The sequence below is a fragment of the Paenibacillus sp. NRS-1760 genome, from assembly GCF_050467785.1.
Classification (GTDB): Bacteria; Bacillota; Bacilli; order Paenibacillales; family Paenibacillaceae; genus Pristimantibacillus.
Genome location: NZ_JBITPK010000008.1, coordinates 165,630 through 183,062, shown reverse-complemented (window position 1 = coordinate 183,062; position 17,433 = coordinate 165,630). Strand labels below are relative to the sequence as shown.

Genomic DNA, 17,433 nt, shown 5'->3' with positions numbered 1-17,433 from the left:
CTATTCAACAGCCTTTACGAATTTTTTGGTTATTTCCATCGGTCTAGTAATGGAAGAGCCCACTACAGCCGAATATATCCCTTGGTCAAATAATCGTTTTAGTTCCTCAGGTGTTGAGATGCCGCCCTCCGCAATAATCGGAACGGAAATTGTATTCACGAGCTTCTCTATCAACTGAAAATCCGGCAAAACATTATCTTTTGTTGCTTCCGTATAGCCACTAAGAGTCGTCCCAATAATGTCAAACCCTAGCGCTGCAGCCTCGATAGCTTCAGCATAGGTCGAGCAATCCGCCATAAAGAGCTGATCTTTATACTTATCTCGTAGTAAAGGAAATAATTCCGATATCGTTGAACCGTCCGGCCTCACACGATTTGTTGCATCCATTGCGATGATATCCACGCCTTCGCGGCAAAGTTCATCCACTTCCTTCATCGTAGGGGTGATAAATACGGAAGAGCCCTCATAATCCTTTTTTATAATACCGATGATCGGTAGATCTACCTGCTGCTTAATTTCCCTAATATCCTCTACGCTGTTGGCACGAATTCCTGAAGCACCGCCTAAAAAAGCTGCATATGCCATTCTCCCCATAATAAATGGACTATGAAGCGGTTCATCTGGCAAGGCTTGGCAGGAAACGACCAACTTTCTTCTTATCATATCAAGTACATTTCTATTTGTATTCATTGGACTCCACTCCGCTGCTGTTTTTATTTACTCACTGACTGCTGCTGCCATCTAGGCAAAATCAACATATCATAATACCCTCATTTTGTAAATTAATTTCACCACTATTTAATTTATGAAAATTATTTTCACCTAAACATCAATAAAAAGGCCCGATAAGCTCTAAAGAGCCAATCGGGCCTCGCCTATACTTGAATTAAAAGCAAATCCTAAATCTTCTTAACAAATTCCGACTTCAATTTCATAGCGCCAAAGCTATCAATTTTACAATCGATATCATGATCGCCTTCAATTAAGCGGATGTTTTTTACTTTTGTGCCTATTTTGATAACGAGCGAGCTGCCTTTAACTTTAAGGTCTTTAATGACCGTTACAGAATCGCCATCGTTCAGCACATTTCCATTCGCATCTTTAATTATCCTTTTATCTTCATTGTTATCGGATTCTGATAGTAAGCTCCACTCATGACTGCATTCTGGACAGATTAGCAGACTGCCATCCTCATACGTGTATTCAGAATTACATTCCGGGCAATTTGGCAAACTAGACATAAGTTCATGTCCCCCATTCCTTATTATACATTCAAGTTCTCCTTGAAGTTGCCTTACAAGTATAGGGGATATTGTCCAATCAATCCACTGCCTCTGTCTATTTCTGAAACATTATTCTTTAATGAACTCCTTCGTACTGCGAACCGTATCGATTGGACGGACTAATTTTTCGATTTCTTCACGCTTAGGCTCTAGGAAAGGAGGCAGCGATAATTTTTCACCAAGCGTCTCATAAGGCTCATCACCCATAAACCCTGGACCATCCGTTGCAAATTCGAATAAAATTTGCGGAGCCACTCTAGCGTACAACGATTCGAAAAAGTGACGGTTTACATAGCCGGAAGACGGCAATCTGAAGCTCTCTAGACGCTCGATCCATTCATTTAATACGCCGCGGTCTTCAACACGGAATGCCACGTGGTGAACGGTACCGAAGCCTTGATGCGCTTGTGGAAGCACAGCATTGTATTCCACAATAACTTGAGCTCCGTTTCCGCCTTCACCAACCTCAAATAGATGGAATGAGCCGTCTTGGTCAATTTCTTTGAACAACAGCACTTTCTCCAGCATCGTTTTGAAGTTCTCGAAATTAGAAATGCGAATGAAGATTGGTCCTAGACCCGTAATCGCGTGCTCTAACGGGATTGGTCCTTTTTCCCAAGGCACCCCTGAAGCTATCCCTTTATTATTTTCATCCGAAATCAATTGATAGTGTTGGTCATCAAAGTCAACGAACGAAAGTGACTTCTTGCCAAACATCTCTTGAATACCGGTATGTTTCACATCTAGACGGTTGAATCGCTCTACCCAGTATTGCAAAGCCGCATCATTCGGAATTCGGAATGATGTTTTTGAAATTTCATTCGTTCCATGCACGCCCTTCGGAATATGTGGAAAATCGAAAAATGTCATGTCAGTGCCTGCGTTGCCTTTATCATCTGCAAAAAACAAATGATACGTTTGAATATCGTCTTGGTTCACCGTTTTTTTCACTAATCGCATACCTAACACGTTTGTAAAAAAATCATAGTTGCGCTCTGCACTGCTTGTAATTGCCGTAACGTGATGGATACCTTTTAATTGATTCATTATATATTCCTCCATTCAATTTTAGCTTTCCCGTGGTTCATGAATACAAATCATTTTCTAAAAACAATCTTTAATTTAATTATCTTTAATTTAAGATAAATATAACAGGTTTACTTTCCGATGTCAACAAGCCGCCATCTCACCTAAACAAAAAAACAATAAGCCTCGTCCTAATGACTGCGCTCATTGCTTTGTGTTTGTCGATCTATTTATTTAAAGAACACTTTTTCTACATTGTATTTCGCTCTGAATTTGTTTATAAGGTATGTTTCGTAAATCTCGCGATCAACCGAATCCTCATTAACATAAACCTCAATTTTAGTAACCTCATTGCGATGATTTTTCATGACGGATACGGAATCTTCAAAATGTTTTTTGATACGGGGTCTTAGCTTCCGTGCCTTGCCGACAAATAGCAGCTCGTCCTTATCGTTGTAAAACATAAAGAAACCGCCATGCTCCCTTGTAATCAGGTGAAAATCAGTAAAGCCATAAATATTGCTCAGCTGTGGATTAACCTGCTTGGTTATGGTTACGTCCGGCGCCGGAATCGTTATGTTGATCATAATGGTTCACTTCCTTCTTAGCGTATAGGTCTATATACTATCATAAAACGACAAATGAAAACCATTAGCAATGCAAATTAGGGGCGAATGAGCCGGTATATTGGGCTGCATTGCGTTTACAGGATCATTTCCTCCATAATGGTGGTAATTAGTGAGCTTCAACAATATGAATCATAATGCCCCTATGACAGTGCAATGACAAGGGCTAAAGAGGAGATTGAATCCAATATGGTGAAACAGCCCTTAATACTCATCGTTGAGGATGAGCCTCGCATGCGGGAGCTTGTTGCAGATTATTTGGAAGAAGAGGGCTACCACATCATACAAGCAGCAAATGGCTATGAAGCGTTAGAGCATGCTCGCCATACGCCGCCTGATCTCGTTGTGCTTGATATTATGATGCCCGGTATAGATGGTTTTGAAGTATGCAAGCAGCTTCGCAGTCACTCCCAGACTATAATTGTTATGCTAACGGCTAGGTCGGAGGAAGAAGATAAGTTATATGGCTACGAATTGGGCGCAGACGATTATGTAACTAAGCCATTTAGCCCCAAAGTATTGACCGCGAAAATTAAAGCCTTATTAAGCCGATGGCATGTTCATGATGGGGCCGCAGAGCTGAAGAAGCATCATGATTTGGAAATTAATGAACAAGCCCATGAAGTTTATCTTTACGGCAAGCTTCTCGAATTGTCGCCAAAAGAATATGAACTGCTGCTGTTCTTCTACCAGCATCCAAATATCGTATTAACAAGAGACACTCTTCTTGATCGCTTATGGGGGATCGATTATTTCGGCGATGCCCGTACAGTCGATACGCAGATTAAACGTCTACGCAAAAAACTAGGAGACAAGTCTGATTACATCCAAACCGTGCGCAACAATGGTTATAAATTTCAAAACAAAACATGAGGTATTTATGAAGAGAGAGCGATTGGATTTCAAAATATTTTGGGTGACCTTGGTCGCTTTGATGTTATTTATCATTCTTTGGATGGTGCTTCAGACTAAGTTTTTCGGAACGTTTTATATCGAGCAGAAGTCGAATGAGCTATCTCAGCAGATGGAGAGCATTTATAATAAGTATGCATCCGGTGTTTACGATCTAAACGTCAAGCCAGAAGAGGTCGTCAGCTTCGAACAACGCTTTTACGGTGTAACAGCCACGTTGTACAAGCAAGGAAATAAAATCGACGTGTATGCTGGGGGCTACAAAGCCATTCCTGCTATACCTGTGACGCCTTCCATCATCCTTAATAATAATTACGATATATCGATTCAACTCGATCCCGAGCCTTACGTCCAGCCTCATCTGGATGATAAGAACATTAGAAGCCAACCCCTCGTACCTGCAACTTATGTTAATCCCTACAGTAATCGGCTGTCAGATGCCATGAGCATTTGGCTGCAAAACAACGACCGATTCAGCACATTATCCAAAACAGGACATGTGAGCGTGACGAAAATATCATCCTTTAATGCTGATAACGAAAACATGCTACTTGCCGCAGTGAAACTGCCGAACACAGTAAACAATAGGGGTGGAGATGCGTATTTGATTGCGCTGGCAACACTCCAGCCCGTCGGCGATGCTGTTCAAGTTATGAGCCGATTTTATATGTATTTTTACGCGCTTGCCGCCATCCCTATTTTACTTTTTGCTTATTTCCTTTCACGCACCATTACATTGCCGCTGATGCAGCTGAACAAAGTAGCGAAGCGTTTAGCCAAGCTCGATTTCACAGCATTCGTACGTATGAACCGGAAGGATGAAATTGGCCAGCTCGCGGGAACGATGAATAGCCTTGCCCGTAATCTCCAGCAAACGATGGCCGAATTGCAGGAAGCGAACATGAAGTTGCTTGATGATATTGAGAAGGAAAAGCAGCTAGAACGCATGCGCAGGCAATTCGTAGCAAGCGTATCACATGAATTAAAAACACCGGTCAGTCTAATCCAAGGTTATGCAGAAGCGCTCCAAGACAATGTAGCAAACGGACTGAAACGCGATAAATATACGGCCGTGATTATCGAGGAATCGGAGCGGATGGCCCGTCTTGTCGCCGATTTGCTGGATCTATCCCAACTAGAGAGCGGCCGGTTTGCACTGCATTGGTCAAGTGTCCCGCTTTATGAAACCGTCCAATCAGTACTAATGAAAATGGCTCCACTCTTGCATGAGAAATCCATCCGTCCCCAGCTGATTGGGCTAGATGCTGAAGAACTATGGGTGCTATCAGATCGGCAGCGGCTGGAGCAAGTGCTGATCAACCTGCTTGGCAACGCTATACGCCATACCCCCGTTCAAGGACGTCTTGAAATTCGTTTAAAGACGGAACAGTCATCCGCCGTACGGATAGAGCTTAAAAATGAGGGCACGCCTATTCCCGAAGAGGATCTGCCTTATATTTGGGACACTTTCTATAGAGCTGACCAATCAGGCAGCCGTGAGCTTGGAGGAACCGGCATAGGCTTGTCAATCGTAAAAGCGATTTTACAACGACATGAAAGGGAGTACGGCGTGTTTAATGAAGAGGATGGTGTAACATTTTATTTGACCCTTCCTCTTCTGGATCATAATTAACTAAGGTCAATTAGCTGAAAATATAAAAAAACAGTCTATCCCCTTATCATTCGGGAGTATAGACTGTTTTCGTTTGCAACACGATATTGCCTTTAAACATCACTAAGTATTACTTCGTAATCCTTTATTTCCGAAGAGCATCCGCAGGCTCAGCAGCAATTAGTTTCTGACTAACAATCGTACTCATTAAAAGAATAATGATAAATGTTGAAATGACGGTAATCCCCATTTGCAGGGCTTGTATGATCATTCCGCCCCCTAGCAAAAGACTATATACATAACTGATGATGAAGAACATTCCGATACTGAAAATCGTTGATGTACTAGCTAAAAGGATGTTTTCAGCAGCTAATATCCCCCTGATCCATCCCTTGTTGTAGCCGAGAGCTGCTAAAATTCCGATCTCACGATATCTAGCGTTTGTTTGTTTAGCAAGCAGTACAATACTAATAAATAGTGCGATGGATAAAATAAGAATGGACACAGCGAGAAAAAGCTTCTTTACGCTGTTAAAGGTTTTCTCCAGAGCAGCGACTTGCTCCACAGCCGTTTTGGTCGTTATGTTTTGTTTTTCCAAACCCTCTGTTACCGGCACAATATCCGAAAAACTTGTCACATCATAAGAAACTGAGAATGGCTTCTCTCCTCTCTCATGCTCATAAAGTGATTGCTCCACATCGGAGCTGATGAAAAAATCATCATAACCTGCGTTATAGATACCGCTGATTGTGAGAGGGAAACTGTGTCCGTTATATTTAAGCATTATTTTTTGGCCAATGAGCTCACGAATATTATCGGTAAGTTTTCTCCCTACACTTGGCGTAATTGAAATCTCGTTCTCCCCATATCTCGGCATTATGCCATATGACATATTTTCAGTGGCTCTTGGCATGGGTATTTTCTCTTTAAAGCTAACGATCCCTACACTTAGAGTAAGTTCTACGTCCTTGAGTACATATTGATAATAGACATTTTCAATTCTATGATCCTGGCTTAGTAGTTTGAATGGATCTAGTTTCTCATTTAACGCGATGTATCCATTATTGAACGCGGTGTTTTTGTCTTTAAAATCAGTAATAGACTGACTCATGATGTTGCTGGATGAGAGTGAGACAACAAACAGTGCAATTCCTATTGCAATGACCAAGCTAACTGCCATATAACGAAATAGCCGCACTCTAAAATTTTTAACAGCACGTTTCCAAATGGAAACCTGGGCACGGTTACTCGTATGCTTTGCTTTGATTTGCTTTTGGACTATCGTTTGTTCTGCTGATATTGCTTGTGATGAAATAACCTGTATCTTCCCATTTTGGGTAGACAAAACTTCATCAGCCCACGAACATATCTTTTTATCATGGGTAATGACAACAACCAACCGATCCCTTGCCACTTCCTTTAAAATATCCATGATTTGATTAGCTAACTCACGATCAAGTGCTCCAGTAGGCTCATCTGCGAATAATATTTGTGGATCATTCACAAGTGCTCTCGCAATCGCAACGCGTTGCTTCTGCCCCCCTGATAGATTTTCAACTTTTTCTTCCACCTTCGTTTCAATGCCTAACTCTTTGATTAATGCAAATACCTTATCACGGTTTTCTTGCGCTGATTTCCCATTCAACTCAGCTGCGAGTAAAATATTTTCCATTACAGTATAGCCGCTTATTAAATTGTAACTTTGAAAAATAAACCCGATATGGTTTTGTCGGAATTGGCAAAGTTCTGCTGGTGTCATTTCTGTAATTTTCTCATCGCATACCGTGATGTTTCCTTTGTAATTCATATCAAACCCTGCGAGCAGGTTCAACAATGTACTTTTTCCACTGCCTGATGCGCCAAGAATACAAGTAATCCCTGTATCCCGAAACGTATATCCTATACGGTTTAAAATAGTTTGGTCACCATATTTTTTTGTTACCTCTTCTAAAATAATCATGCTCTGTCACCTGACTTCAATGATTTGAATGTATTCACAGTCCCAATCACCATCGTTGTTATTAAGCCGCAAAACAAAGCAATGAGGATAATCAGGCCCGCTTCTATAGCATATGATTTTGCTTCCAAAACACCCGGCGAGCCAGCAATCGAATTCATAGCCATGTTGATGAGTGGAGAGGCCAACACAAATAATACAAATGCCGCTAAGCTAACAAACAAGTATTCCACGAACGTAATTTTTGTTAGATGGCTATTCCTATAGCCGTTAATTTTGAAAATCGCATATTCTCTTTTACGCATAGCTGCTGTCATGAACGAAATGGCAAACGAAACGATTAGAGACAGAATGCTAATGACAATGACAGCTGAGCCTGATTGTTCTTTCGCCTGAGCATTTAATCGAACCATATCTTCGACCAGTTCAAATCTGCCATTCGGCACAATTCCCATCGCCAGCAGCTCGTCTTTCAATGAAATCATGTCCTCAGCGCTATTTGCTCTCATCGAGAAATTAGACGTTTTAGATTTCATGTTCGCCTGTTCGCGCATTTCCATAACCGATGATTTACTGAAAAAGAATGAGTCGTTTACTGGATACTCCTTAATCTCACCGTTCATCTCTACCGCAGCTGTTGTATCCGCTACACCAACAATTTTGACAGTCGTACCAACTGACTTTTCAACTGGCTCTCCGGAATCCCAATTAAATAACGTCCCGCGGAGGTCAATCGTTTTGCCGATGAGATCATTATTGGAAACGCCTAAAACATCTGCCAAGCTGTTTGAGACAACCACTTCATTATGATCACCCGTAGGCATTTTACCAGCTATTAGCTTTTTGAATACAGGGACATTGTTTGATCCCTCAATCTTGTGCTCCTTGCCATCTAAAACTACCGTAATATTATTCACTGCCTGAGCAAATACCACATGCTTCACACGTTCATCATTTAAGTATTTTTCATAAAGACCTGCAATGTCTTGATCCACATCGACATTCGGCTTTTGCTCTTGATCAGATTCGCTTGAACTGCCTGCGCTTATAAATTTAGATGCAATCTCAATATCAAAAAGGCCCTCGCCAATCGCAGCGTACAATTCATCAAAGCTGTTTTGACTCGTGTTTTGAATACGGCCTGTTGTATTCATTAATAGGAAGCTTGTCGATACCAATATGGCAATAACCAACACCGCGTATCTGCTTATTTTACTTTTTATATTGGTCATTGAGATTGCCATGGTCCGCTTCACAGATAATGCAGGTTTTGCTGTCATCGGAGATGGTTTTGGCTTAGCTTGTTCGACTTTGGTTTCCGACACGAGCTCACCTTTATCAAACTCAAAAACACAGCTGCTATCATCAAGCATCGAGCTATCATGTGTGACGATAATGACTGTACGCGTTTTGGCGATTTGCTTCAATATATTAATAATTACGCTGGCTGATTTCGGGTCAAGCGCTGCTGTGGGCTCATCCGCAATAAGGACCTCAGGATTTTTCATAAGCTCTCTTGCTATAGCAACCCGCTGCTTTTGACCGCCAGATAGATTTCTGACCTTCTGCTTTGCGAGTTCATTAATTTTAAGCTGCTTCATGAGCTGAGTTATTCGTTCACCTGAAATGGTATCGTTTAAATAGAGAGGCATTTTTATGTTATCAAATACCGATAAATCGTCGATCAAGTTAAACTCCTGCCATACGATCCCGATTTTTTTATTGTGATACTCACTCTTATCCTTTTGGCTGAGCGTTTTTAGATTTTGCTTTTTGTAATAAGCCTCCCCTTTAAAATCCTGGTCCAAGCCAGCTAATATTTTGAGGAGGGTTGTTTTCCCGCTTCCTGATGCACCTACGATAAAGTTAAGCCCACCCTTGATTTCAAGAGATATATTTTTAAGTGCATATTCCTGGCCAAATAATCTGGATACATTAAGAATTTCATACATGTTTATTTCTCCTATCTTTCCTTTATTATTGATGACAGTTTCTATACTATAAGGGGTCAATGTGTCATTCAGGTGGCGGTTAGGCAATAAAAAGAGCGTCAGCAAATAATCTATGTTTCACCATAGGTTATCTGCTGACGCTCAACTGTTTATAACGACTTATTTATTATCCATTAAATAAATGAATTGCACGAGGTTATCGTTCACTTTGTAGGCCATAATCAGCATGTAGTATCCCTTGTCCTCATTCGTACAGGGTCTACAGTGATAAATAAAATCAATAGCCCAATCGCATACTACTTTCTTTACGTATAGTTATTAGGTGAATACCTATATTAAGGAGGCAACACCTATGTACTATTCGATTCCTTGGTTATCAGAACCACGGCATCTACCCTCTCTCTTTTCAAGATATGCTGCTTATCCAGGTACTTATCCTTATAACCCATACACATGGCAGACGAATTATATCCCCTATAGGCAAACACCTACATCATTTTTTAGAATGAAATGGGGTAACGTACAAAGTAATACATGTATAAGTAAAGCTGAAGTAGAATTAAACCAAACTTTCCGGACGCTCTGGGAGCAACACGTCGCTTGGACGAGGATGCTCATTATTAGTATTGCGGAAGGCTTGCCTGATGAAGCGTTAGTTACCGAGCGTCTCCTTCGTAATCCCACAGACATGGCCGCCGTTTTTAAATATTATTACGGAGATACGGTAGCTTCTCAGTTTGACCGTTTAATGAGAGAACATCTTGTTTTGGCTGCACAGCTCGTTAAAGCTGCGAAGGCTGGCAATAATCAAGCAGCTGCGGAAGCAGAAAAGAAATGGTATGCCAATGCAGATGAAATCGCTGGCTTTATGAACAGTATCAACCCCAATTGGCCGAAGCCAGCCTTGGAGAACATGCTGCATGAGCATCTTCGCATGACCAAAGATGAAGCCGTATTTCGATTATCCAAAAATTATGAATCCGACATCGAAGCCTTTGATCAAATTGAGAAACAAGCACTGGATATGGCGGATGCATTTACAGCTGGCATCGTCACGCAATTCCCCCATGCATTTCAATAACTAACAGAATGTGAATATAAGCCAGCTTCTTTGTTGTTAAAAATGAGAGAGCACCCGCTTGGGCGCCTTTTCACTTTAAAGAAATAATAACCAAAAACACATTTTATTTTAAATCCCGCATTATTAATTAATATATCTATGCTAAGTCCACGTTTTAGGCATTCTTGATATAGCTTCACGGGAGAGCCTTCTTTGGATAGGTCTGAGACGATAACCTCCGTTTGAATGCCATGTTTCTTGCTTAGTTTCTCAGCTAAAGCAACGAACTTAGATTCCGAGCGTGCGGTTAAGATCAAATGGCTTCCTTTAGCAGCCAATTCATGAGCAAACGCTTCTCCTATACCCGAAGAAGCACCTGTAACCAGTGCCCACTTGTTTTGTACTTGTATCATTGTCTCAACCCTCTCAGATATTAAGTTTTCATATAGAAACATTGTTTCCTAATGAAACCATTGCATTTAATTACCCGCTTAATGTCAACTTACTGATCAAAAGTCATGATTGTTGTTAACGCGACACCCATTTTAGTTGGTGTTATGTAATTGAAAATAGTAAAATGAATGTCAGGAAACATTGTATCTCGAAAAAATTAAAGGTCTGAGGGTGAAGTTAGATGAACAATCCTTCCGATATGCCTTTCACAGATAACCGTACTGTTAAAACCTATCAGGAAACGAGACTGCAGCATACCGAGAATTTAAGACAAAACGTTGTAGAGGCAGCTGCAAGTATTTTGCAGGAACATGGCCCAGAGGCGGTTACGGTTCGCCGAGTTGCTGAGAAAATGGAATGTTCCACTAAAATCATTTACAACTTATTTAATAACAAAGAAGGTTTAGCTAAGCAATTATTTTTGGAAGGCTGCAAGCTGTTAGCCAAGTCCTTTGACTCGGTGCCAAAACAAGCAGACCTAGAGAAATATCTTCGTGACTTGAGTGAAGCTTATTGGAGTTTTGGACAATCCTATACAAGCTACTATATGTTGATGTTTGGCGGAGCTTTTAGCGAATTCAAACCGGAAGAGGAAAGTTTAAAAGCGACGATAACTGCTTTGCAACAAGTTATAAACATGATCGCTGAGGCAATAGAGCTAGAACTGATAGCCGAAAAAGACCCGATACTTGTTGTTCATGTGGTTTGGGCTTCATTACACGGAGTCATCCACCTTTACTTAGGTGGTCATATTCAAAGTGAGGCGATGGCGAAAATATTATATGACAGGACGGTATCCAATTTAATTCAGACGTTCTTTCGGCACGCTAGTTGATTAAAACAATTCCTTTCTCTATTTAAGGCTAGACAAAAAGTAAGGGCACCCGCGCTTGGGTGCCCTTACTTTTTTTATTTATCTCGCAGTAGCCCCGCCATCGAGAATGAATTCTGCGCCCGTTGAGAAAGATGATTCATCGGATGCCAGAAAAACGACCTGCAACGGAGGAGGCATTGATGACCGACCCGCCGCCTTTCTTCGCCATCAGCGGCATAACATGCTTCATCCCAAGAAACACGCTGGTGACATTGATGCTCATCATGCGATTAAAATCGTCCATTTACTGAAATACGAATTAGACCGCGGTGTAGCCGCCATCAACAAGCAGGCTGGCACCTGTTATAAATGAAGCATCATCGCTGGCAAGGAACAAAACGGCTTTACCGACTTCTTCAGGTTTGCCAAGGCGTTTCATCGGATGCAAATCGATAAGATGCTGCGTAATCGCTTCATTCCGTCCTGCGATGAGCGGTGTATCAATGTATCCTGGGCATATTGCATTGACTCGAATGCCTTTAGTTGCATAGTCCGCACTCAGCGACTGGGTCAAAAGCTTAACGCCGCCTTTCGCAGAAGCATAAGCGGTAACATTTGCTTTGCCAACGTGGCTATGGATGGAGCCGCAATTTACGATGGAACCGCCTGTGCCTTGTTCAAGCATTTGCTTGATTGCATATTTATCACAGAGAAATACGCCTGTTAGATTGATATCAATGGTTCTATTCCAAGCATCTAAGCTTAATAGATCAGCTGGCCCGTCCTTAGCTATACCTGCGTTTGCAAACAGAACATCCAGCTTGCCATATTTGTTCACCGTCTGGGATACCATATGAATGACGTCGTCCTCGTTAGACACGTCCGTTTTTACAAACAAGGTATCAAAGCCTCCTGTATTCAACTGATCGGAAACGCCCTGCCCATGATCAGAAAAATCCGCAATGACCACTTTCGCCCCTTCTTCGGCAAATAAGCGGACGGTTACTTCGCCAATACCGCTTGCACCGCCTGTAACAATAACAACTTTATCTTGGAATCTCATGTTATCAACACTCCTTCTTATGATTCGAGCCCCTAAACGGTCTCGATTACGTTGTCCATAATCCGCCAATTTCACTCTTACTATATAAGTACGAGTATCTGTACCTTGATTTCATCTTATCACTGATATAAGTTAAGATAAATTTAAACAAATTGAATTATACTTAAGAAAAACTAAAACAAAGGAGATAAGCCATTCATGAATATCGAAAAGCTGGAATATCTTGTTGAAGTTGTAAAGATGGGGTCGATCTCGGCTGCTGCTCAAAATCTACATGTCACCGTATCGGCTATTAGCCAGGCGATTTCAAGCCTAGAATCGGAATGGGGGGTTGTCATCCTAAAACGATCTCGGTCAGGAGCAGCACCGACAGCCGAAGGAATTGTCATTATAAAAAAGGTGTATGAAGTGCTTAACAAGTACAAAGAGCTAGTCGAGACCACTCAGGGCTATTCTAATTCTGTACAAGGCCATTTGCGATTCGCCACCATTCCCGGCCATGCTTTTCTGATTGAGAATGCCATCATGGATTTTAAAAAGGATTATCCGCAAATACGAATGGAGATTTTCGAGAAGGGCTCTCAGGAAATTATTGACGACATTCTGCATAATCGAGCCGACTTGGGTTTTATAATATTGTTTGAGAATCGCCTCGTTGACAATATCGGACTGTCCATTGAACGCTTGATGAGTGTAAAGATGGTCGCTGCAGTAAGCACACAGTCTCCCTTGGCGCTTAACAAAACGATTACGCCAGAGGAAATTATGCAGCAAACGATCGTCTTGTATAATGATGATTATGTGAAATGGTTTATGGATGACTTTCAAGCCAAATATGGCGCGGTGGATATTTTGTTTACGACAAACAACCCGATTTCGATTGGCAGGGCACTTCTAAATCATCATGCCGTAACCATCGGCCTTGATTACTCTTTTGTGAGTGATTTGTCCATTATTCGAGAAAAGTCGGTCATTTTGGAGCTTGATTTAACAGGCCAAGGTGCTGTTTATTTAGGCCTTATTCAGCCTGAGGGACATCACTCTACCCCTATCTCAAAGAGCTTTATTACCCGGCTTAAACATGATTTAGCGGATGTAAAGGCTAATTTTGAGTCGTAAACAACTCCCGCAAATAAGGGCTCATGAATAAATCATGAGGGTCCATTTGCTTTCTTATTTCGGCAAATTCCTGCCACATCGGATAGCGCTTAATTAAATTGGCAGCCTTGAGCGTATGCATTTTACCCCAGTGGGGTCTGCCTTCATAACGGAGAAAGATTTGCTCCATCACTTCAAAATAACGTTTGTACGGCATGCCTTTATACATATGGACTGCTATATAGGCAGAATCGCGGCCATACGCAGGACTAAGCCAGATTTCATCAGCCGCCACATACCGGCACTCAATAGGGAAATGAACATGGAATCGCTCACGTTCCATTGCCTCTTGCATTTCACGAATGACCGACGTCATGGCTTCTTTCGGCAAGCTGTATTCCATCTCATAAAAACGGACGGTTCTTTCTGTCGCAAATATGCGGTGGCTATAGTTCGCTTTCGTCGCAACGGGTACACTTGATGCACTTAACCTGCTTATGGCAGCACTTGCTGTGGGGATCATCTTGCAAAACCCTGATAGTAAGCCAAACAATGTGTTTTCAATTAGCTTTTCGTTTACATATTCAACCCATTTGTTCGTAGGTATGGGCGCATCTGTCTCATTCATCAGTTTGACCTGGCAAGTCTCCGCATATGGAAACCAAAAAAACTCAAAATGCCGGTTATCCTCTACAAGATTCGGCAATTGCGTCAAGCAGTCCGTCAAAGCCATACGTTTGCTCTCATAGGAAAGTAGATAAGAGCTCCTTAATTGAAGCTTAACCTGAACAATAATGCCTAATGTGCCTAATGAAACCTGTAATGCTCGAAATACAGCCGGATGTGACTGCAGCGTATATTCCATCACTTCTCCTAAGCCGTTCACGACCGTTATGCCAATCACCTGTGTAGCTATACTTCCTAAGCGCAGCCCTGATCCGTGAGTTCCTGTACTAATCGCACCTGCAATCGACTGAACATCTATATCGCCTAGATTTTCCTGCGCCAGCCCTTCTTCATGCAACAGCTCGCCTAACCGCTTCAGCTTCGTTCCTGCCCAGACGACAGCCGTCTGCTCATCAGCATTTACACTCACCACTCCTTGCAGCTCGTCGAGCGATACAAGCACCTGATTAGAAGCAGCAACCGCCGTAAAAGAGTGCGCTGACCCTACAACGCGCAAATATTTGCCTTTATTCAAACACTCATGACGAACGATTGCCACTACTTCATCTATCGTCTTCGGATGCCGAATAAGCTCAGGAGCGGCAGTGACTGACCCCGACCAATTTGTCCAGCTTTTCCGATTCGCTTTCATAGGAAACATTCCCCTTCTCCGCGGTAGGTTAAGTACTCGCCAACAATGCCTTCCCCCGTTATCGCATACAGCTTCGGAAACCGTTCACATAATTCCCCAGCCTTCGCATGCCGGAAAAAGATTGGATCTCCTAACTCGAGAGCCAAACCGCTCGGACAACGAAGCGGCGTCTGCACCTCACCCGCGCCTTCTAACGAAATCATCGTTAAGCCTTCAGGCAAATGCGGCTGCGGCGCTTTTTCCGCGCTAACAGCACCTGAAGCGGTGTAACCTCCGCCCAAGCAGGTTACCATATCTAATCTAGGCTTCCGCACGACTTCCACCGCATATCCAGCAGCAGGAAAATACTGAAAATCAGCATAATGATCGAACAGCGTAGGACAATAAAAACCAGAGCCCACGGTGATCTCCGTTACTCCCTGCTCCAATTTGGAGCTGCTTATACTCCCTGTACCTCCAGCGTTTACAAAACGCAGTTCGCCGCCTAACGCGTGAATACCTTGCAGCACTTCCTCACGTCTTTCAGCTACTTCTCGAATTGAACGCCGCTTCAGCTGGCGGATGAATGAATTTTTTAACCACTGTCCCGAGACTTGATCCCCTACCCCGGCAATTTGCGCCTCGTAGCCCATTACACCATCCAGCCTTACCCATTTGGATTGCATAATCCGTTCGACAATCGGCTTAGCCAGTGGCCATGAGGTAACCGGTGATCTCCATATGCCAAAATGCAGTCCTGGATAGTTTGCAGACATATCGATATCCAGACAAACGGCTGCCTGTACGCCAGTGGCCGCTGCAAGCCGCTCGATATGCTCCACATGCTGAATGGAATCAACCATAAATACAACCGTTCGGCCACTAGCTGCAGCTTCTAACAGAATTGAAATTTCGCGCGGCTCCCAAGCGGGATAACCAAGCAGCAACTCATCAAAGCCATGCCTCAGCAGAAAAGCCGCTTCTCTAGCCGTATAACACATGATACCTTGATACACTTTGTCTGAATGAAGAATACGTCGAAGAACCTCCACAGACCTTATTGATTTACTTGCGACACGAATTTTCTTGTCACCCGCCGCAGCCGCAATGGCTCTGCTATTCGCATCCAATAAATCAAGATTTACATAAGCAAAAGGCTTCGCTGTCTGTGCAAAAATCCTTTTATATTGCTCATAGTGAGGGAGCTCGATAGGCCATTCTCCATTCTATTTATGCATGTTTATTTTTACATTATATTCCTCGTTTCTGATTGAAATCCTTTTTATTTGCTGGCGCTTAGCTTGCCGGGAATGTGAGCAGCCTTGCGTTTGCCGCAAATCCGATTACAAAAAAAGAGCTGTCCTTCTCCCGCCAGCGGCGTTTAAAAGACAGCTCTTTTTTGTATATTCGAAAATGATCTTACGCTTTGTTGGATGAACCAAACTCACGCATTTTGCCCATAACGGTTTGTTTGATTCCTTCGCGACCTGGAGCAAGGAATTTACGCGGATCGAAAGCTTCGGAATCTGCGCTCAACACTTCACGAACGATTTTTGTGAATGTGATTTGGTTTTCTGTATTTACGTTGATTTTTGCTGTTCCTAGCGAAATGGATCTTTTGATGTGCTCAGTTGGGATACCTGTGCCGCCATGCAATACTAGTGGCAATTTGATTGTTTGGCAAATTTCTTCCATTTCTTTGAAGCCAAGGTTTGGTTCACCTTTGTAAGGACCGTGAACGGAACCAAGTGCAGGAGCAAGGCAGTCAATACCAGTACGTTGTACTAGCTCGAAGCACTCCTTAGGATCTGCATAAATAACGCCTTCAGCTATTACATCGTCTTCTTGTCCGCCAACTGTACCTAGCTCAGCTTCAACAGAAACGCCGCGCTCGTGCGCGTATGCAACAACCTCTTGAGTCGTTTTTACGTTTTCTTCAAATGGTGAGTGTGAAGCATCGATCATAACGGATGTAAATCCAGCATCGATCGCAGCTTTACATTTTTCAAAGCTGGAACCGTGATCCAAGTGGATCGCAACAGGAACTGTAATTTTCATTTCTTCAATTAGTGATTTCACGATTGCAGTTACAACTGTGAAACCTCCCATGTAACGAGCTGCGCCTTCAGAAACGCCAAGGATAACCGGGGATTGCTCTTCTTGAGCAGCGCCTAGAATGGCTTGTGTCCACTCCAAGTTGTTGATGTTGTATTGACCAACTGCATAGCCTTCTTTTAACGCTTTGTTCAACATTTCTTTCATTGATACCAATGCCATATT

Annotated in this window: 16 protein-coding genes and 1 pseudogene; 5 read left to right on the top strand and 12 right to left on the bottom strand. The window is 42.5% G+C overall.

Translation table 11 applies throughout. The annotated features are described in order from the left end of the window. The 4 genes from ACIFSR_RS07920 to ACIFSR_RS07905 all read right to left on the bottom strand — a co-directional run bounded on the left by ACIFSR_RS07920 (window position 1) and on the right by ACIFSR_RS07905 (window position 2,896). Window positions 1–690 (bottom strand): N-acetylmannosamine-6-phosphate 2-epimerase, encoded by a 690-nt coding sequence (locus tag ACIFSR_RS07920; RefSeq protein ID WP_339205662.1) that lies wholly within the window; start codon window positions 688–690, stop codon window positions 1–3. A gap of 209 nt (window positions 691–899) precedes the next feature. After that, window positions 900–1,241 (bottom strand): zinc ribbon domain-containing protein YjdM, encoded by a 342-nt coding sequence (locus ACIFSR_RS07915; RefSeq protein ID WP_339205663.1) that lies wholly within the window; start codon window positions 1,239–1,241, stop codon window positions 900–902. 111 nt (window positions 1,242–1,352) lie between these two features. Beyond that, entirely contained in the window at window positions 1,353–2,330 is a 978-nt protein-coding gene (locus ACIFSR_RS07910) for a ring-cleaving dioxygenase (protein ID WP_339205665.1), read from the bottom strand. A 209-nt stretch (window positions 2,331–2,539) separates the two neighbouring features. Continuing rightward, window positions 2,540–2,896, bottom strand: coding sequence for a nucleotide excision repair endonuclease (locus tag ACIFSR_RS07905; protein WP_076266468.1), 357 nt, complete (start codon window positions 2,894–2,896; stop codon window positions 2,540–2,542). Window positions 2,897–3,124: 228 nt separating this feature from the next. On the opposite strand from ACIFSR_RS07905, the gene ACIFSR_RS07900 reads away from it, so the two are divergent. Beyond that, a complete protein-coding gene (locus tag ACIFSR_RS07900; protein ID WP_430056463.1) occupies window positions 3,125–3,808 on the top strand; it encodes a response regulator transcription factor in 684 nt (227 codons plus the stop codon). Window positions 3,809–3,815: 7 nt separating this feature from the next. Then, on the top strand, window positions 3,816–5,480 hold the full coding sequence (locus tag ACIFSR_RS07895) for a sensor histidine kinase (RefSeq protein ID WP_430056461.1): 1,665 nt from the start codon (window positions 3,816–3,818) through the stop codon (window positions 5,478–5,480). Between the two features lie 124 nt (window positions 5,481–5,604). On the opposite strand, the gene ACIFSR_RS07890 is transcribed toward ACIFSR_RS07895, so the two are convergent. Both ACIFSR_RS07890 and ACIFSR_RS07885 read right to left on the bottom strand, forming a co-directional pair. Then, entirely contained in the window at window positions 5,605–7,419 is a 1,815-nt protein-coding gene (locus ACIFSR_RS07890; RefSeq protein WP_430056459.1) for an ATP-binding cassette domain-containing protein, read from the bottom strand. Continuing rightward, window positions 7,416–9,368 (bottom strand): ATP-binding cassette domain-containing protein, encoded by a 1,953-nt coding sequence (locus ACIFSR_RS07885; RefSeq protein WP_430056458.1) that lies wholly within the window; start codon window positions 9,366–9,368, stop codon window positions 7,416–7,418. The genes ACIFSR_RS07890 and ACIFSR_RS07885 overlap by 4 nt, the downstream gene beginning before the upstream one ends. A 352-nt stretch (window positions 9,369–9,720) precedes the next feature. Between ACIFSR_RS07885 and ACIFSR_RS07880 the strand changes: the two genes are divergently transcribed. After that, a complete protein-coding gene (locus ACIFSR_RS07880) occupies window positions 9,721–10,449 on the top strand; it encodes a LysM peptidoglycan-binding domain-containing protein (RefSeq protein ID WP_339205672.1) in 729 nt (242 codons plus the stop codon). On the opposite strand, the gene ACIFSR_RS07875 is transcribed toward ACIFSR_RS07880, so the two are convergent. Further along, window positions 10,443–10,841, bottom strand: coding sequence for an SDR family NAD(P)-dependent oxidoreductase (locus ACIFSR_RS07875; protein ID WP_430056456.1), 399 nt, complete (start codon window positions 10,839–10,841; stop codon window positions 10,443–10,445). The two genes, ACIFSR_RS07880 and ACIFSR_RS07875, sit on opposite strands and share 7 nt — an antisense overlap. A 221-nt stretch (window positions 10,842–11,062) precedes the next feature. Between ACIFSR_RS07875 and ACIFSR_RS07870 the strand changes: the two genes are divergently transcribed. Beyond that, window positions 11,063–11,716, top strand: coding sequence for a TetR/AcrR family transcriptional regulator (locus ACIFSR_RS07870; RefSeq protein WP_430056455.1), 654 nt, complete (start codon window positions 11,063–11,065; stop codon window positions 11,714–11,716). 157 nt (window positions 11,717–11,873) lie between these two features. Here the strand turns inward: ACIFSR_RS07870 and ACIFSR_RS07865 are convergent. After that, a pseudogene (locus ACIFSR_RS07865) lies at window positions 11,874–11,999 on the bottom strand (SDR family oxidoreductase); the annotation flags it as partial. A 15-nt stretch (window positions 12,000–12,014) separates the two neighbouring features. After that, window positions 12,015–12,758 (bottom strand): SDR family NAD(P)-dependent oxidoreductase, encoded by a 744-nt coding sequence (locus ACIFSR_RS07860; protein ID WP_430056453.1) that lies wholly within the window; start codon window positions 12,756–12,758, stop codon window positions 12,015–12,017. A gap of 198 nt (window positions 12,759–12,956) precedes the next feature. Between ACIFSR_RS07860 and ACIFSR_RS07855 the strand changes: the two genes are divergently transcribed. Next, window positions 12,957–13,877, top strand: a complete 921-nt coding sequence (locus tag ACIFSR_RS07855) for a LysR family transcriptional regulator (protein ID WP_430056450.1) — start codon at window positions 12,957–12,959, stop codon at window positions 13,875–13,877. Here ACIFSR_RS07855 and ACIFSR_RS07850 read toward each other — a convergent pair. The 3 genes from ACIFSR_RS07850 to ACIFSR_RS07840 all read right to left on the bottom strand — a co-directional run bounded on the left by ACIFSR_RS07850 (window position 13,861) and on the right by ACIFSR_RS07840 (window position 17,430). Further along, window positions 13,861–15,183, bottom strand: coding sequence for a D-arabinono-1,4-lactone oxidase (locus ACIFSR_RS07850; protein ID WP_430056449.1), 1,323 nt, complete (start codon window positions 15,181–15,183; stop codon window positions 13,861–13,863). The genes ACIFSR_RS07855 and ACIFSR_RS07850 overlap by 17 nt on opposite strands. Beyond that, window positions 15,171–16,331, bottom strand: a complete 1,161-nt coding sequence (locus tag ACIFSR_RS07845) for an amino acid deaminase/aldolase (RefSeq protein WP_430057061.1) — start codon at window positions 16,329–16,331, stop codon at window positions 15,171–15,173. Before ACIFSR_RS07845 ends, ACIFSR_RS07850 begins: the two co-directional genes overlap by 13 nt. A gap of 241 nt (window positions 16,332–16,572) precedes the next feature. Then, window positions 16,573–17,430, bottom strand: coding sequence for a class II fructose-bisphosphate aldolase (locus tag ACIFSR_RS07840; protein ID WP_054025684.1), 858 nt, complete (start codon window positions 17,428–17,430; stop codon window positions 16,573–16,575). Window positions 17,431–17,433 lie beyond the last annotated feature (3 nt).

Bases quoted from the DNA above. Each gene is read 5' to 3' on its own strand.
- ACIFSR_RS07920 (WP_339205662.1), bottom strand. From the start codon at position 690: ATGAATACAAATAGAAATGTACTTGATATGATAAGAAGAAAGTTGGTC.
- ACIFSR_RS07915 (WP_339205663.1), bottom strand. From the start codon at position 1,241: ATGTCTAGTTTGCCAAATTGCCCGGAATGTAATTCTGAATACACGTAT.
- ACIFSR_RS07910 (WP_339205665.1), bottom strand. From the start codon at position 2,330: ATGAATCAATTAAAAGGTATCCATCACGTTACGGCAATTACAAGCAGT.
- ACIFSR_RS07905 (WP_076266468.1), bottom strand. From the start codon at position 2,896: ATGATCAACATAACGATTCCGGCGCCGGACGTAACCATAACCAAGCAG.
- ACIFSR_RS07900 (WP_430056463.1), top strand. From the start codon at position 3,125: ATGGTGAAACAGCCCTTAATACTCATCGTTGAGGATGAGCCTCGCATG.
- ACIFSR_RS07895 (WP_430056461.1), top strand. From the start codon at position 3,816: ATGAAGAGAGAGCGATTGGATTTCAAAATATTTTGGGTGACCTTGGTC.
- ACIFSR_RS07890 (WP_430056459.1), bottom strand. From the start codon at position 7,419: ATGATTATTTTAGAAGAGGTAACAAAAAAATATGGTGACCAAACTATT.
- ACIFSR_RS07885 (WP_430056458.1), bottom strand. From the start codon at position 9,368: ATGTATGAAATTCTTAATGTATCCAGATTATTTGGCCAGGAATATGCA.
- ACIFSR_RS07880 (WP_339205672.1), top strand. From the start codon at position 9,721: ATGTACTATTCGATTCCTTGGTTATCAGAACCACGGCATCTACCCTCT.
- ACIFSR_RS07875 (WP_430056456.1), bottom strand. From the start codon at position 10,841: ATGATACAAGTACAAAACAAGTGGGCACTGGTTACAGGTGCTTCTTCG.
- ACIFSR_RS07870 (WP_430056455.1), top strand. From the start codon at position 11,063: ATGAACAATCCTTCCGATATGCCTTTCACAGATAACCGTACTGTTAAA.
- ACIFSR_RS07860 (WP_430056453.1), bottom strand. From the start codon at position 12,758: ATGAGATTCCAAGATAAAGTTGTTATTGTTACAGGCGGTGCAAGCGGT.
- ACIFSR_RS07855 (WP_430056450.1), top strand. From the start codon at position 12,957: ATGAATATCGAAAAGCTGGAATATCTTGTTGAAGTTGTAAAGATGGGG.
- ACIFSR_RS07850 (WP_430056449.1), bottom strand. From the start codon at position 15,183: ATGTTTCCTATGAAAGCGAATCGGAAAAGCTGGACAAATTGGTCGGGG.
- ACIFSR_RS07840 (WP_054025684.1), bottom strand. From the start codon at position 17,430: ATGGCATTGGTATCAATGAAAGAAATGTTGAACAAAGCGTTAAAAGAA.